At 66.7% G+C, this 16065-nt stretch carries 12 protein-coding genes; 8 read left to right on the forward strand and 4 right to left on the reverse strand.

The features are described 5' to 3' along the window. The first annotated feature begins 45 nt into the window (after positions 1-45). Complete coding sequence (gene purF / locus MXB90_RS13370; RefSeq protein WP_250045710.1) at positions 46-1518, forward strand: amidophosphoribosyltransferase; 1473 nt, start codon at positions 46-48, stop codon at positions 1516-1518. Positions 1519-1657: 139 nt separating this feature from the next. Here purF and MXB90_RS13375 read toward each other — a convergent pair whose 3' ends face one another. Further along, entirely contained in the window at positions 1658-2035 is a 378-nt protein-coding gene (locus MXB90_RS13375; RefSeq protein ID WP_250045711.1) for a cell division protein ZapA, read from the reverse strand. Beyond that, on the reverse strand, positions 2028-2585 hold the full coding sequence (locus MXB90_RS13380; RefSeq protein WP_250045713.1) for a hypothetical protein: 558 nt from the start codon (positions 2583-2585) through the stop codon (positions 2028-2030). The genes MXB90_RS13375 and MXB90_RS13380 overlap by 8 nt, the downstream gene beginning before the upstream one ends. A gap of 217 nt (positions 2586-2802) precedes the next feature. On the opposite strand from MXB90_RS13380, the gene tkt reads away from it, so the two are divergent. After that, positions 2803-4821 (forward strand): transketolase, encoded by a 2019-nt coding sequence (gene tkt, locus MXB90_RS13385; protein WP_250045732.1) that lies wholly within the window; start codon positions 2803-2805, stop codon positions 4819-4821. A 53-nt stretch (positions 4822-4874) separates the two neighbouring features. Beyond that, complete coding sequence (locus MXB90_RS13390; protein WP_250045714.1) at positions 4875-5771, forward strand: DMT family transporter; 897 nt, start codon at positions 4875-4877, stop codon at positions 5769-5771. 19 nt (positions 5772-5790) lie between these two features. Here MXB90_RS13390 and MXB90_RS13395 read toward each other — a convergent pair whose 3' ends face one another. After that, a complete protein-coding gene (locus MXB90_RS13395; protein ID WP_250045716.1) occupies positions 5791-6819 on the reverse strand; it encodes a DUF1223 domain-containing protein in 1029 nt (342 codons plus the stop codon). A 245-nt stretch (positions 6820-7064) separates the two neighbouring features. Here MXB90_RS13395 and acnA point away from each other — a divergent pair, with 245 nt between their 5' ends. From acnA to MXB90_RS13420, 5 genes are all read left to right on the forward strand, one after another. Beyond that, positions 7065-9815 (forward strand): aconitate hydratase AcnA, encoded by a 2751-nt coding sequence (acnA, locus tag MXB90_RS13400; RefSeq protein ID WP_250045718.1) that lies wholly within the window; start codon positions 7065-7067, stop codon positions 9813-9815. Positions 9816-9896: 81 nt separating this feature from the next. Continuing rightward, positions 9897-10256, forward strand: coding sequence for a TM2 domain-containing protein (locus MXB90_RS13405; protein WP_250045719.1), 360 nt, complete (start codon positions 9897-9899; stop codon positions 10254-10256). A gap of 142 nt (positions 10257-10398) precedes the next feature. Then, complete coding sequence (locus tag MXB90_RS13410; protein ID WP_250045721.1) at positions 10399-10959, forward strand: ImuA family protein; 561 nt, start codon at positions 10399-10401, stop codon at positions 10957-10959. Then, positions 10901-12373: a Y-family DNA polymerase gene (locus MXB90_RS13415; RefSeq protein WP_250045723.1), complete on the forward strand. Its 1473-nt coding sequence runs from the start codon at positions 10901-10903 to the stop codon at positions 12371-12373. Before MXB90_RS13410 ends, MXB90_RS13415 begins: the two co-directional genes overlap by 59 nt. Next, positions 12370-15684: an error-prone DNA polymerase gene (locus tag MXB90_RS13420; protein ID WP_250045725.1), complete on the forward strand. Its 3315-nt coding sequence runs from the start codon at positions 12370-12372 to the stop codon at positions 15682-15684. Before MXB90_RS13415 ends, MXB90_RS13420 begins: the two co-directional genes overlap by 4 nt. Before the next feature lie 43 nt (positions 15685-15727). On the opposite strand, the gene MXB90_RS13425 is transcribed toward MXB90_RS13420, so the two are convergent. Further along, complete coding sequence (locus tag MXB90_RS13425) at positions 15728-15946, reverse strand: hypothetical protein (RefSeq protein WP_250045726.1); 219 nt, start codon at positions 15944-15946, stop codon at positions 15728-15730. Positions 15947-16065 lie beyond the last annotated feature (119 nt).

Here is a 16065-nt window from a genome sequence, read left to right on the forward strand (position 1 = left end):
CGCATTACATGACCCCCAAACACCCCCACACGTCGGAGCCCCCCCATGACCCGCCCCGCCCGCACGTTCCTGTCTCACCCGTTCGATGACGACAAGCTGAAGGAGGAATGCGGCGTCTTTGGCGTGATCGGCGTGACGGATGCGGCCAATTTCGTGGCGCTTGGCCTGCACGCGCTGCAACACCGCGGGCAGGAAGCCGGCGGCATCGTCGCCCATGATCCCGACAAGGGCTTCAACTCGGCCCACAGGTTCGGCTATGTGCGTGACAATTTCACCAAGGCCTCGCTGATGGAAACCCTGCCCGGCGCGCTGGCCATCGGGCATGTGCGCTACTCCACCGCCGGGTCCAAGGCGGCCGTGATCCGCGATGTGCAGCCCTTCTTCGGCGAATTTTCGATGGGCGGCTGCGCGATCGCGCATAACGGCAACCTGACCAATGCCGATGCGCTGCGCCGCGAACTGATCGAACGGGGCGCGATCTTCCAGTCCAGTTCAGACAGCGAATGCATCATCCACCTGATGGCGCGCTCGATCCAGAAACACCATGCCGACCGCATCGCCGATGCTTTGCGCCGCGTCGAAGGGGCGTTTTCCGTCGTGGCAATGACGCGCACAAAGCTGATCGGTGTGCGCGATCCGCTGGGCGTGCGCCCGCTGGTGCTGGGCCGGCTGGGCGACAACGGCTATGTGCTCAGCTCGGAAACCTGCGCGCTTGACATCATCGGGGCGGATTTCGTGCGCGAAATCGACCCGGGCGAAATGGTGGTGATCCAGGACGGTCGGATCGAAAGCTCGCGCCCCTTCGGCGCCTCGACGGGGCGGTTCTGCATCTTCGAACATGTCTATTTCTCGCGCCCCGACAGCATCATCGGCGGCCGCTCGGTCTATGAAACCCGCTTCCAGATCGGGGTGGAACTGGCCCGCGAAGCCCCGGTCGAGGCCGATCTGGTCTGCCCCGTCCCCGACAGCGGCACCCCCGCCGCGATCGGCTACAGCCATGAAAGCGGCATCCCCTTCGCGCTTGGCATCGTGCGCAACCAATACATGGGCCGCACCTTCATCGAGCCGACCGAACAGATCCGCAACATGGGCGTGCGGCTGAAGCTGAACGTGAACAAGAGCCTGATCAAGGGCAAGCGCGTGGTGCTGGTCGACGATTCGGTCGTGCGCGGCACCACCAGCCGCAAGATCAAGGAAATGATCCTTGATGCCGGCGCCGCCGAGGTGCATTTCCGCATCGCCAGCCCGCCGACCGCCTGGCCCTGCTTTTACGGCGTCGACACGCCCGATCGCACGAAACTGCTGGCCGCGCGCATGACCGAAGATGAAATGCGCGACTGGATCGGGGTGAACAGCCTCAAGTTCATCTCGCTTGACGGCCTTTACCGCGCCGCGGGCGAGGCGCAGGGCCGTGACGCCGCCTGCCCGCAATATTGCGATGCCTGCTTCTCGGGCGAATACCCGATCGCGCCTTCGGATCAGCTGGAAAAAGGCTTTCAGATGAAGGCGGCGGAATAGGTCGGGCACGCCCTGCCCTGCCCAAAACCAGGCCTGCTTCTTCTTGGCAAAAATACTCAAGATCCCGCGCCCCACAGGTGCGGGCGTCGGTCAGGGCCGCGCGGCGGACACGCGCCGCCCCTGAAGCTTTGCCTGCGACCTACAGCGCATCTTCGACGCGGTCGGCCAGCGCCTCGGCGCGGGCTGCGATCTCGGCCAGCGACTCGGTGACCTCGGCGGGGATCACGGGCACCTCGGCGCGGATCGGATTGGCGCGCGCTTCGACCAGGGCGGCTTCGGCGGCGGCCGCGCGGGCCTCGGCCTCGCGCAGCTGGTCTTCCATCCCGGCGGTCTTGTCGGCCAGCATCAGGCCCGCCATCAGCAGCATCCGCGCCTCGGGCATGCGGCCGATCTGGCCGATCAGCACCGAGGCCTCGGCATCCAGCATCCCGGCAGCGGTGCGCAGAAAATGTTCCTCGCCGTCCTGACAGGCAACCTCAAACTCGCGCCCGCCGATGGTGATCTTCAGTTCAGCCATGATCGGCACCTTCTTCTGCAGTTGCAGCCCCGGCTTCGGCATTGGCCAGGATCGGCTCCAGCGTGCCCAGGATGTCGTTCAATTCCGCCAGTTCTGCCGCGCGCGCGGCGCGCAGGCCTTCCAGTTCGGCCTGAAGCGCGCGGTTGACCAGATGCGGCTCCACCCGTTCGGCCGCGTCCAGCAGCGCGCGGTTGGCCGCCATCAGATCGGCATTGGCCTGTTTCAGCCGCGCTGCTTCGGCCTCGGCCACCTCCAGCGCGCGGCTGGCCTGTGCCAGCCGCCGTTCCAGCGCCGACAGCGTCGTTTCCTGCTTGTCGCGGATCGCGCGGACGCGGTCGGACAGCTGGGCATTGGCGCTGCGTTCAGCCTCTAGCGCCTCACGCAGGCGGGCCAGTTCGGCGAGGCTTTCGGCATCGGGCAGCGGCGGGGCCGCGGGCGCGGCTACGGGTTCGGGCGCGGTCACGGGACGCGCGGCCAGCGCATCCACCCCGCGCCCGATGCGTTCCAGCGCAAAGCTGATGCGGCGTTCGTATTCGGCGATATCGCTCATTCTGCCTGCCTCCGGTTCTTGGTGCGGGCCGCCCGCGCGGCCCGTTTCACGCAGGACAGGGCGCGAATCGCGTCCCACCCATTCAACCGCGATCTTACCCAATCTGCACCAGTGAAGCCCACCCTTTTGCATCAAGCACTTGGGGGGCGCGCTTGATCTTGCGCGACAGGCTGCTATCAGGGGGCAACCCTGAATGATCAGCCGAAAGGTCACCGCCTTGGATATCGCCCAGCTTCGCGCCGCCCATCCCGACCATTGGAGCCTTGCCGCCGCCATTCGCGCGCTGGCGATGGATGCGGTGCAGGCCGCCAATTCCGGCCATCCCGGCATGCCGATGGGCATGGCCGATGTCGCGACCGTCCTGTTCCGCAACCACCTGAAATTCGACGCAAGCGCCCCGAACTGGGCCGACCGTGACCGCTTTGTGCTGTCGGCGGGCCACGGCTCGATGCTGCTTTATGCGCTCTTGCACCTGACCGGCTATCGCCAGACCACGCTGGAGGAGGTCAAGAACTTCCGCCAGTGGGGCGCGCGCACTGCGGGCCACCCGGAATATGGGCACCTGGAAGGGGTTGAAACCACCACCGGCCCGCTGGGTCAGGGCATTGCCACCGCCGTCGGCATGGCGATCGCGGAACAGTCGCTGCAGGCGCGCTTTGGCAAGAAGATCGTCGACCACCGCACCTGGGTGATCGCGGGCGACGGCTGCCTGATGGAGGGCATCAGCCAGGAGGCCATCGGCCTGGCCGGCATGCAGCAGCTGTCGAACCTGATCGTGCTGTGGGACAATAACGACATCACCATCGATGGCCGCGTGTCGATCGCCGATCGCACCGATCAGCGCGCGCGCTTTGCCGCCTCGGGCTGGACGGTGCTGTCCTGCGACGGCCATGACCCCGCCGATATCGACCGCGCCCTGACCGCGGCAAAGGCCGCCAAGGGCCCGGTTCTGGTCGATTGCAAGACCATCATCGGCTTTGGCGCGCCGACCAAGGCCGACAGCTATTCGGTCCACGGATCGCCCTTGGGTGACAGCGAACTGGCCGCAACCAAGGAAATCTACGGCTGGGCGCATGGCCCCTTCGTGATCCCCGCGGAGATCAAGGCCGAATGGGAAAAGATCGGCGCCCGCGGCGGCGCCGCCCGCGCCGAATGGGAAACGCGTCTGGCCACCCTGCCCGCCGGCAAGCGCGCCGAATTCGAGCGCCAGATGGCCGGTGAGCCGTCGAAAAAGCTCGTCGCCGCGATCCGCGCCTTCAAGAAGGCCCAGTCCGAGGCCGCGCCGAAGGTCGCCACCCGCAAGGCCAGCGAAATGGTGCTGGCCGCGATCAACCCGGTCGTGCCGGAAACCCTGGGCGGGTCCGCCGACCTGACCGGATCAAACCTGACCAAGACCGCCGATCTGGGCGTCTTTGGCCCCGACAACCGCAAGGGCCGCTACATCCACTATGGCATCCGCGAACATGCGATGGCGGCGGCGATGAACGGGCTGTGGCTGCATGGCGGCGCGCGGCCCTATGGCGGCACCTTCTTCTGCTTTACCGATTATGCGCGTGGCGCGATGCGGCTGTCGGCGCTGATGGGGGTTCCGGCGGTCTATGTGATGACGCATGACAGCATCGGCCTGGGCGAAGATGGCCCGACCCACCAGCCGGTGGAACATCTGGCGATCTGCCGCGCCACGCCCAATACCTGGACCTTCCGCCCCGCCGATGTGGTGGAAACCGCAGAGGCCTGGGAGCTGGCACTGACCACCGGGTCCACGCCTTCGGTGCTGGCGCTGTCGCGGCAGAACCTGCCCACGCTGCGCAAGACCCATTCCAACGCCAACCTGACCGCGCGCGGCGCCTATGTCATCGAGGAAGCGGCGGGCAAGCGCCAGGCGATCCTGATGGCCTCGGGCTCCGAGGTGGAAATCGCGCTGAAGGCCCGCGACATCCTGCAGGCGCAGGCGATCGGCACCCGGGTGGTGTCGGTGCCCTGCATGGAGCTGTTCGCCGCGCAGGACGAAGCCTACCGCCGCAAGATCCTGCCCGCGGGCCCGGTGCGCGTGGCCGTTGAGGCCGCCGTGCGCCAGCCCTGGGACCGCTGGCTGCTGGGCGAGCGGGGGCGCGAATCGAAGGCCGATTTCGTCGGCATGAACAGCTTTGGCGCCTCGGCCCCGGCAGACCGGCTTTACGCCGAATTCGGCATCACCCCCGAAGCCATCGCCGAAAAGGTCAAGGCGCTGCTGTGAGGCCGCCAAAATCGTCACATGACCAGAGGGGGCTGGAACCAGCCCCCTCTTTCATGCAAGGTCGCCTGTCGGCGGTGGCGGCGGGCATTCTGTTCTGCCTCGCGGCGGTGCTGACCTTCACGCTGATGGATGCGCTGGCCAAGCATCTTTCGGCCAGCTATGCGCCGCTGCAGGTGGTCTGGGCGCGCTATGCGGGCCAGGCCCTGCTGGTGTTCCTGATCCTGTTGCCCAAGGGCACGGCGCTGCTGCGCACGCGGTTCCCGCTGCTGCAGGCGGCGCGGTCGGTGCTGCAATTCGGCGCGACCGCCTGTTTCTTCCTGTCGCTGCCCTTCATCGGCCTGGCCGAGGCGACCGCGATCACCGACATCAACCCGGTGCTGATCACGCTGGGCGCGGCGCTGTTTCTGGGCGAACGGATCGGCCCCCGGCGTGCCTTTGGCGTGGCCGCCGCGCTGATCGGCGCGTTGATCGTGATCCGGCCCGGGATGGGGGTATTTCAGCCCGCCGCCCTGCTGCCGCTGGCCACGGCCTTTTGCTATGCGGGCTTTGCGCTGCTGACGCGGGTGGTGGGCGACCGGGAAAGCCTGTGGACCTCATTGTTCTATACCGCGCTGTTCGGCACGGTGATCGGCACGGCGCTGCTGCCGTCGCTGTGGCGACCGATCGCGATGGGCGATCTGTGGGGATTTGTGGCGGTGGGGCTGCTGGGCACCTTGGCGCAGCTGTGCCTGATCCGGGCCTTTTCGCTGGTCCCCGCCTCGGTCATCGCGCCGTTCGGCTATGTCGGGCTGATCTTTGCAAGTCTTTGGGGCTGGCTGTTTTTCGACCAGCTGCCCGATCGCTGGACGGTGCTGGGCGCCACGATCATCGTGGCGGCGGGGCTCTATGTCTGGGCGCGCGAAACCGCCGAAGGCCGCGCCCGGGCCCGCGCGGGAGCCGGGCCTGCCTGACCCCTGGCTCCGGCGCGCGCTAGTTCAGCCGCCCCGCCGACAGGATCCGCCCCGGCACCGGGCTGGACTTGCCCGGCCGCGCCGCTTGCACGATGACGACGGCCGGTTCCTCGCCCTCGATCGTCGCGGTCAGCTTCAGCGGCATCCGCCCGTCCCATTCGGCCACCGCATGCCAGGCAGTGACGACATTGGCGTAATCGACGATCCGGCCCGCGTTTTCCCCGCGCAGGATTTCAACCCGCGCCTGCGGCGCATAGCGCACGATCTGCACCACCGCGCCGGTGTCCAGCGGCGGATCGGCGCGCAGTTCGATGATGTGGCGCCCGGCCTCGGTGCGGTGGCTCATCTGCACGCGGGCGGGCGCGGCGCGATGCGCCTCGATCAGGGCGGTCAGTTCGGCGGGGCGCGCGCCCACCACCCGCTCGGCCCCGCCCACGATCATCTGCGGGGTATAGATCGACCGCTCGCCCACGGCGCGGGCATAGGCCTTCTGGCGCGCGGTAAAGGCGGGCTGGGCAAAGGGGTCTTCCCAGCCCAGGTAATCCCAGTAATCGACATGCAGCGCCAGCGCGATCACATCCTCACGCGGGGCGATCTGGGCCAACAGCGCATCGGCGGGCGGACAGGCCGAACACCCCTGCGAGGTGAACAGTTCGATCACCACCGGCGCGGGGGTCAGGGCCGCGCTGTCGGCGGGCGCAAGGGCCACCGGGGCGGCGACCGGGGCTGCCAAGGCGGGTTCCATCGCCTGCGCGGCGCCGGGAAGACCGGAATTTTCAGAGGGTTTTGCCACGGTCTGCGCCGCTGCGGCGGCACCATCGACCGAGCCATCATCGACCGCGCCATCGACCGCGCGCGCGGTGCTGTCGACCTGCGCAGGCGCGGCCTGATCCTGCGGGGTCAGGCTTTCCAGCGTCACATCGGGGGCGACCTGGGCCCACGCGGCCCCTGCCCCCGACAGGCCCGGCCCGAACGTCCCACCGATGTCGGGCGCCAGCCCGAACCCTATCCAAACCCCGATCGCGGCGCTGATGATCGCGCGTTTCATGTCGCCTCTTTCCTCTGGTCGCCTTACTTCCTAAGCCGCGCCCCGGGGCTTTGCCAATCAAGGTTTTGCGATTTTGCCCAGCCCTGTGGCAGCCCTGCCGCCCGGGCGGCGGCGCGGTTCGGCGGCGGGGCCGGCAAAAATTGTGCACAATGGTATACAAAATCGCGCCGCCCCCCTTGATCGACTCTGTCCGATCGGGCAAAAGCCCCGCAGCGAGACCCTATTTACCCAAGGGAGGCCACCCTATGACCGTCGTCACCGGAAAAGACACCGCCAAGACGCGCCGCACGCTGAGCGCGGGCGGCAAGACCATCGCCTATTATTCGATCCCCGCCGCGCAGGCCGCGGGCCTGGGCGATTTCTCGAAACTGCCCGCCTCGCTGAAGGTGGTGCTGGAAAACCTGCTGCGCTTCGAGGATGGCGGCTTCACGGTGTCGGTCGATGACATCAAGGCCTTTGGCGACTGGGCCAAGCAGGGCGGCAAGAACCCGCGCGAAATCGCCTATCGCCCGGCGCGCGTGCTGATGCAGGACTTCACCGGCGTTCCCGCCGTGGTCGACCTGGCCGCAATGCGCGACGGCATCAAGGCCCTTGGCGGCGACCCCAAGAAGATCAACCCGCTGGTGCCGGTCGATCTGGTCATCGACCACTCGGTCATGATCGACGAATTCGGCAACCCGCGCGCCTTCCAGAAGAACGTCGATCTGGAATATGAACGCAATATGGAACGCTACACCTTCCTGAAATGGGGTCAAAGCGCGTTCGACAACTTCCGCGTGGTGCCGCCCGGCACCGGCATCTGCCACCAGGTGAACCTGGAATACCTGGCCCAGACCGTCTGGACCGACAAGGACCAGAACGGCGAGGAAGTGGCCTATCCCGACACGCTGGTGGGCACCGACAGCCACACCACCATGGTCAACGGCATGGCCGTTCTGGGCTGGGGCGTGGGCGGCATCGAGGCCGAGGCCGCGATGCTGGGCCAGCCGGTGTCGATGCTGATCCCCGAGGTCGTGGGCTTCAAGCTGACCGGCAAGATGGTCGAAGGCACCACTGCCACCGACCTGGTGCTGAAGGTCGTGGAAATGCTGCGCAAGCATGGCGTGGTCAACAAGTTCGTGGAATTCTACGGCGAGGGCCTGGACCATCTGCCGCTGGCCGACCGCGCCACGATCGCCAACATGGCGCCCGAATATGGCGCGACCTGCGGCTTCTTCCCGATCGACAACGAAACCCTGCGCTACCTGCGCAACACCGGCCGCGATGAAGACCGCATCGCCCTGGTCGAGGCCTATGCCAAGGAAAACGGCATGTGGCGCGGTGCGGATTACGCGCCGGTCTACACCTCGACGCTGGAACTGGACATGGGCACGATCGTTCCGGCCGTGTCGGGCCCCAAGCGCCCGCAGGACTACACCCCGCTGACCCAGTCGGCCCAGTCCTTCGCCAAGGTCGTGGCCGATTACCGCGGCATCGACGTGTCTGACGCCGCCAAGGACATGGCCGACGAAGGCCCCGTGGCGACCAAGTCCGTCAACACCCACAAGACCGCCAAGGTCGAGGGCGAAAGCTATACGCTGAACGACGGCTCGGTGGTAATCGCGGCGATCACGTCGTGCACCAACACCTCGAACCCCTATGTGCTGATCGGCGCGGGTCTGGTGGCGCGCAAGGCGCGGGCGCTGGGTCTGACGGCCAAGCCCTGGGTCAAGACCTCGCTGGCGCCCGGGTCGCAGGTCGTGCAGGAATATCTGGCGGCCGCCAATCTGCAGGAAGATCTGGACGCACTGGGCTTCAACATCGTGGGCTTTGGCTGCACCACCTGCATCGGCAACTCGGGCCCGCTGCAGCCCGAGATTTCGAAGGCGATCAACGAAAACGACCTGATCGCCACGGCCGTCCTGTCGGGCAACCGCAACTTTGAAGGCCGGATCAGCCCCGATGTGCGCGCCAACTACCTGGCCTCGCCGCCGCTGGTGGTGGCCTATGCGATCGCGGGCGACATGAACATCGACCTGACCACCGAACCGCTCGGTCAGGACAAGAATGGCAATGACGTCTATCTGAAGGACATCTGGCCCACCAACCAGGAAATCGCCGAACTGGTCGAAAAGACCGTGACGCGCGAGGCCTTCCAGACGAAATATGCCGACGTGTTCAAGGGCGATGCCAAGTGGCAAAGCGTCGAGACGACCGACAGCGAAACCTATGACTGGCCGCCGACCTCGACCTATATCCAGAACCCGCCCTATTTCCGCGGCATGTCCAAGGATGCGGGCGCGATTTCCAACATCCGCGACGCGCGGGTGCTGGCGGTGCTGGGCGACATGATCACCACCGACCACATCAGCCCGGCCGGTTCGTTCAAACCCACCACGCCCGCGGGCAAATACCTGACCGAACGTCAGGTCGCGCCCAAGGACTTCAACAGCTACGGTTCGCGCCGCGGCAACCATGAGATCATGATGCGCGGCACCTTCGCCAACATCCGCATCAAGAACGAGATCCTCGATGGCGTTGAAGGCGGCTACAGCAAGGGTCCGGACGGGCAGCAGACCTCGATCTTCGACGCCTCGATGGCCTATCAGGACGCCGGCACGCCGCTGGTGATCTTTGCCGGGGTCGAATATGGCGCGGGTTCCAGCCGCGACTGGGCGGCCAAGGGCACGGCACTGCTGGGCGTCAAGGGCGTGATCGCGGAAAGCTTTGAACGTATTCACCGGTCCAACCTGATCGGCATGGGCGTGATCCCGTTCGAATTCACCGAAGGCCAGACCCGCAAGTCGCTGGGCATCACCGGCGATGAGGTGGTGACCATTGAGGGCCTGGAAGGCGATATCAAGCCGCTCAGCCTGGTGCCCTGCCACATCACCTACAAGGACGGCACGACCAAGACGATCCAGATCAAGGCCCGGATCGATACCGAGGTCGAGATCGAATACCTCGAAAACGGCGGCGTTCTGCACTACGTGCTGCGCAACCTCGCCAAGGCCTGATCGGGCCTGCACGAAGCCCAAGGCCCCGCCACGGCGGGGCCTTTCTTTTGCCATGACTGGCTGCAAGACAGCCGCACACGAGTGACCCTGAAAGGAAATTTCATGCTGACGGAACAGCAACAACTGCTTGTCGAACAACGTGTTACCAATGAAAAGAAATCCACCGGCGTGGCCTATCTGCTGTGGTTTTTCCTTGGCTATCTGGGCGGGCACCGGTTCTACCTGGGCCGCGTGGGGTCGGCGATCGGGATGATCGCCCTGCTCATCGTCGGCGTCGTCACCACCTATTTCGTTGTCGGGTTTTTCCTGCTGATCGCCCTTGGGATCTGGGCCCTGGTCGATGCCTTCCTGATCCCCGGCATGATCCGCGCGGACCTGCAGGCGGCCCGGGTGCGGATCGGCAATGAGGTTGCCCTGGGCACGATCGCGCAACAGCGCTGACCGGCGGCGCAAGGGGGGCTGCGCCCCCATCGGCCTGCACCCTCGTCCCCCGGTCTTCCTGCCGGCTCTGATCAGGCGGGCAACGCGGGCCCGGGCATCCCCTGCCATTGGAATGCGCCGCCTTTCGGCTTATTCTGGTTGCATGAGCCATACCCCGCTTACCGCCTTCCCGTTGCGCCCCGCTCGTGTCCATGAGGTTTGCGGCCCGGCCGCGCCTGCTTTTGCGGCCTGTGCCGCGGCCGGCAGGCCGGGGCCGGTCCTTTGGCTGCGCGAGGCCTGGCTGCCCGAAACGTTGAACCCGCTGGGCCTTTTGCCCTTTCTTGATCCCGCCGGGGTGCTGCTTGCCCGCCCGGCCAACCAGATCGACGGCCTGGCCGTGGCCGAAGAGGCGCTGAAGGATGGATCGGTGGCGTTGGTCGTGCTGGAAATCACCCGCCCGCTTGACCTGCGTGAGGGGCGGCGGTTGCAGCTGGCAGCGGGCGCGGGGCGGTCCACGGGGCTGTGCCTGATCCCCGAAAGGATGGGCTCGACCGCGGCCGAAACCCGCTGGCGGGCCATGCCGCTGTTCGATCCGGCGCGGGAAGACTCGACTCTGATGCGGTGGGAAATTATTAAGAACAAATCAGGAACAATCGGCGCGTGGAATGTTTACTGGGACGCACAGGCGCATCGTCTCGATCTGGTTCCCCCGGCTGGCAAGTGACCGGGTTTTACGCGCACGCCCGGTCGATGGCCCCTTTGCGCTGTCGCAACGCCAGGGCACGGCTAAGACGATTCTGTGCCTGAACGCGGCCGCCGAACGGGCCGGGCTGCATCGCGGCATGCGCATGGCCGATGCGCGCAGCTTTTGCCCGGATCTTGTCAGCGCCCCCGCCCGCCCCGATCTGGACGCCCGCTTCCTGGCCAGCTTGCGCCGCTGGACGGAACGCTATTGCCCCTGGGTCGGGCTGGAGGGCGCCGATGGTCTGGTGCTTGATGTCACCGGCGCCACGCATCTTTGGGGCGGCGCGGGGCCGATGCTGGCCGATATGCGCGCCCGCTTTGCCCAAGCCCGGATCGAGGTCTGCCTGGGCCTGGCGGCCACGCGCGGCGCGGCCTGGGCGCTGGCGCATTTTGGCGGCACCGAAGAGGATCTGCTGACGCTGCCCGTGGCGGCACTGCGGCTGGCCCCCGACGCGGTAACGGGGCTGCAACGGCTGGGCCTGCGCCGCATCGGCGATCTGGCCGCCAGCCCCCGCGCACCACTGGCCCGCCGTTTCGGCCCCGACCTGCTGACCCGGCTGGATCAAGCCCTTGGCCACAGCCCCGAGCCGGTCACCCCCGAAACCGAGCCGCCGCATTTTGCCACCCGCATGACCCTGCCGGATCCGATCGGGCTGGAAAGCGACGTGATGGCGGGGCTGACCCGGCTTCTGGTGGCGCTCTGTGCCAAGCTGGCCGCGCATCATGCGGGGGCGCGGCGGCTTGTGTTGACGCTGCGCCGCGTCGATCAGGCCAGCCAGCAGGTCGAACTGCGCCTTGCCGCACCGATGCGCGATCCCGCCCGGATCGCCCCCCTGTTCGCACGCGGCCTGACCGAGGTGGATGCGGGCTTCGGCATCGATCAATTGCGCCTTGAGGCGACCCAGGTCGAGCCCCTGGCGCCCGCGCAGATCGGCCCCGCCCAAAGCACCGGCCCCGACCGGCTGGCCGATCTGATCACCCGCATCGGCACAAGGATCGGGCTGGACAACATCCTGCGCTTTCTGCCCGCTGACAGCCACATCCCCGAACGCGCCTTCCTGATTGCCCCCGCCGCCTTCAGCACCGCGCAGGGCGCGTTTCACGCCCCCCGACCGCGCCCCCTGCGCCTGTTTGCACCTGAACCGATCGCCGCCCCTGGCCCCGCGCTTGTCGCGGCCACACCGCCGCGGCACTTCCGCTGGCGCGCCATGCCACTGACCACCGCACGCGCCACCGGGCCTGAGCGGATCACCCCCGAATGGTGGCTTTCGGATGACGGCTGGCGCCACGGCCTGCGCGACTATTGGCGCATCGAAACCGCCCAGGGCCGCCGGTTGTGGCTGTTCTTCACGCCGCAAAACCCCGGCTGGTTCGTGCAGGGGGAATTCGCATGAGCTATGCCGAACTCTGCGTGACCTCGAATTTCACCTTCCTCACCGGCGCCTCGCACCCCGAGGAACTGGTGGCCCGGGCGGCCGAACTGGGGCTTGCCGCGATCGCCATCACCGACCGCAATTCGCTGGCCGGCGTGGTGCGGGCGTGGTCGGCGATCAACACCCTGCGCAAGGAGGAAGAGGCCCTGCGCATCCGGTCCAGCACCCAGACCGATCCTTCCTCGCGTCAGCCCCTGTCCGCCGGTCCCAGCCTGGACCGCCCGCCGCTGCGCAGCCTGCCACGGCTGATCGTCGGGGCGCGGTTGGTCTTGCGCGATTGCACCACCGAGTTTCTGGCCCTGCCCACGGACCGCCCCGCCTATGAGGCGCTGTCGCAGCTTCTGACCCTTGGCAAGCGCCGTGCCGGCAAGGGGGAATGCCATCTGGATCTGGCCGACCTTCTGGACCGGGGCCGGGGGCTGATCCTGATCGCGCTGCCGCCGCCCGATCTGGCAGCCGCGCGCGATCCGTTGCAGCGGGTGCAGCGGCAGTTTCCCGGCCATGTCTTTCTGGGCGCCGCGCCGCGCTATGACGGCAGCGATCAGGCGTGGTTTCGCGCCTGCGCCGATCTGGCGCTGCGGGCGGGCACGCCGATGGTGGCGGTGGGCGATGTGCTGATGCACCGCGCCGCGCGCCGCCCCCTGGCCGATGTGCTGACCTGCCTGCGCGAAGGGCTGACCATCGACAGCATCGGCACCCGCGCCCTGCCCAATGCCGAACGCCGCCTGAAACCGCCCGAGGAAATGGCCCGGCTGTTCCGCCACCACCCCGCCGCGATCCGCCGCACGCTGGAGATTGCCGCGCGCTGCGCCTTTGAGCTGGGCGAGCTGAGCTATGACTACCCCGACGAGGGCGGCGAGGAACCGCCGCAGGCCCGGCTGGACCGTCTGGCCCGCGAAGGGTTGGCGCGGCGCTACCCGCAGGGGGCCTCGGAACGGGTTTACAAGCTGATGGCCAAGGAATTGAGGCTGGTGGCGGAACTGGGCTATGCGCCCTATTTCCTGACCGTGCATGACATCGTGGGCTTTGCACGCTCGCGCGGCATCCTGTGTCAGGGGCGCGGCTCGGCGGCCAATTCGATCCTGTGCTATCTGCTTGGGATCACCGATGTATCGCCCGACATGATCGGCATGGTGTTCGAACGCTTCATTTCCCGCCACCGCGGCGAGCCGCCCGATATCGACGTCGATTTCGAACATGAACGCCGCGAGGAGGTGATCCAGTGGATCTATGACCGCTATGGCCGCGACCGCGCCGGGCTGTGCGCCACGGTGATCCATTTCCGCACCCGCGCCGCCATCCGCGAGGTGGGCAAGGTGATGGGCCTGTCGGCCGATGTCACCGCCGCGCTCTCGGGCCAGATCTGGGGCATGTCGAACCGCGGCGCCGACCCGGCGCGGCTGCGCGACCTGGGCCTGAACCCCGAAGATCAGCGGCTTTCGCTGACGATCCGGCTGATTGCCGAAATCATCGGCTTTCCGCGCCATCTAAGCCAGCATGTGGGCGGCTTTGTCATCACCCGCGGGCGGCTTGATGCGCTGTGCCCGATTGAAAACGCCGCGATGGCGGGGCGCACCTGCATCGAATGGGACAAGGACGATATCGACGCGCTTGGCATCCTCAAGGTCGATGTGCTCAGCCTTGGCATGCTGACCTGTCTGCGCAAAAGCTTTGATCTGCTGGAAACGCACAAGGGCATCCGCCACAGCCTGGACACCGTGCCACAAGAAGACCCCGCCACCTATGCGATGCTGTCGCGTGCCGATGCGGTGGGGGTGTTTCAGGTCGAAAGCCGGGCGCAGATGAATTTCCTGCCGCGCATGAAACCCGCCACCTTCTATGACCTTGTGATCGAGGTGGCCATCGTCCGCCCGGGGCCCATTCAGGGCGGCATGGTCAAGCCCTATATCCGCCGCCGTCAGGGGCTTGAGGCGCCCGAACCCTTTGGCCCCGCGCTGGCCGCCGTGACCGCCAAAACCCTGGGCGTGCCGCTGTTTCAGGAACAGGCGATGCAGATTGCTGTGGTGGGCGCGGGCTATTCGGCCGAAGAGGCCGATCAGCTGCGCCGCTCGCTTGCCTCATTCCGGCGCATGGGCACGATTGGCGCGCATCGCGACCGTTTCATCGCGGGCATGCTGGCGCGGAGCTATCCGCAGGCGGTGGCCGAGGCCTGTTTCGCCCAGATCGAGGGCTTTGCCGATTACGGCTTTCCCGAAAGCCATGCGGCGGCTTTCGCGATGCTGACCTATGTCTCCTCCTGGCTGAAATGCCACCACCCCGAGATCTTTGCCTGCGCGCTGCTAAATAGTCAGCCGATGGGGTTTTACGCCCCCGCCCAGATCGTGCGCGATGCACGCGAGCATGGGGTCGAGGTGCGGCCCATCTGCGTGAACCATTCGGATTGGGACAATCGGCTGGAACGGCGGGCGGACGGGCGGCTGGCGCTGCGGCTGGGGTTTCGCCAGATCAAGGGCTTTCGCGCCGAGGATGCGGGCTGGATCGTCGTGGCGCGCGGCAATGGCTATCCCGATGTCGAAAGCTTGTTGCTGCGCGCGGGGCTGATGCCGGCCACGCTCGAACGGCTGGCCGAGGCCGATGCTTTCGCGGGCCTTGGCCTGACGCGGCGCGATGCGCTTTGGGCGGTACGGGCGATCCGGGCGCCCACCCCCCTGCCGCTGTTTTCGAACCCGCTGGACGGCGAGGGTCTGGCCGAGCCTGCGGTGGTGCTGGCGCCGATGCATCTGGGCGAAGAGGTGGTCGAGGATTATGTCGCAATGCGCCTGAGCTTGCGCGCCCATCCGATGGAACTTTTGCGCCCCGGTCTGCCCGGCCTGACCTGCCATGACCAGCTGACCACGGCCCCGCCGGGGCGCCTCACCGTGTGCGGCCTGGTCATCACCCGCCAGCGCCCCGGCACCGCTTCGGGCGTCGTCTTTTTGACCCTCGAAGACGAAACCGGTGTTGCGAATATCGTCGCCTGGCCAAAGGTTTACGAGGCCTTTCGCCGCGCGGTGATGGGCGGGCGGCTGTTGCGTGTGACCGGGCGGCTTGAACGCGAAGGGATTGTCGTGCATCTGATCGCCGAACGGATCGAGGATCTTTCGCCCCGGCTTTCGGAACTGGGCCACCCGCTCGACAGCGCCGTGGGCATCACCCGGCCCGAGGCCGACGACGCCCCCCGATCCGGTTCCCGCCCCCCCCGCCAGCCCCCCCGCGCGCACCACCCGCGCGAACAGGCCAAGCGGCTCTTTCCCAGCCGGGATTTTCATTAAGCCGCCCCCATGGCACCACAGAAAGGAAAAAAGTGACACTAAGTCAATGACTTGCCGGCCGACCTTGGCTCATTTGAAAAGCCCAGTTGTTCGACGTCATATAAAACGACCAATCATCCATACGCAAAGAATTAAGATATTGATTTTTGTTGGCATTTCTTTCTCTAGCCGCCTGAAAATCACGGCATTGGCCATTTTTGTCACAATTATTGACCACCGAACGGCCAAGAATGATGCCGCCCGAAGGCGGCATTTTCTTCATTTGAACATTCCGGCTTGGAAGGTTGGCTGGTCAGCTCTGAAACGCCGCAATCACCTCGTCTCGCACGTAAAGCGTGGCCCCAAGCTTTCTGGGCTCCACAACAGGCTTCGCCCCCACGC

Origin of the sequence: Phaeovulum molybdatiresistens (assembly GCF_023544865.1) — a bacterium.
In the GTDB taxonomy this organism is placed as follows: domain Bacteria; phylum Pseudomonadota; class Alphaproteobacteria; order Rhodobacterales; family Rhodobacteraceae; genus Pontitalea.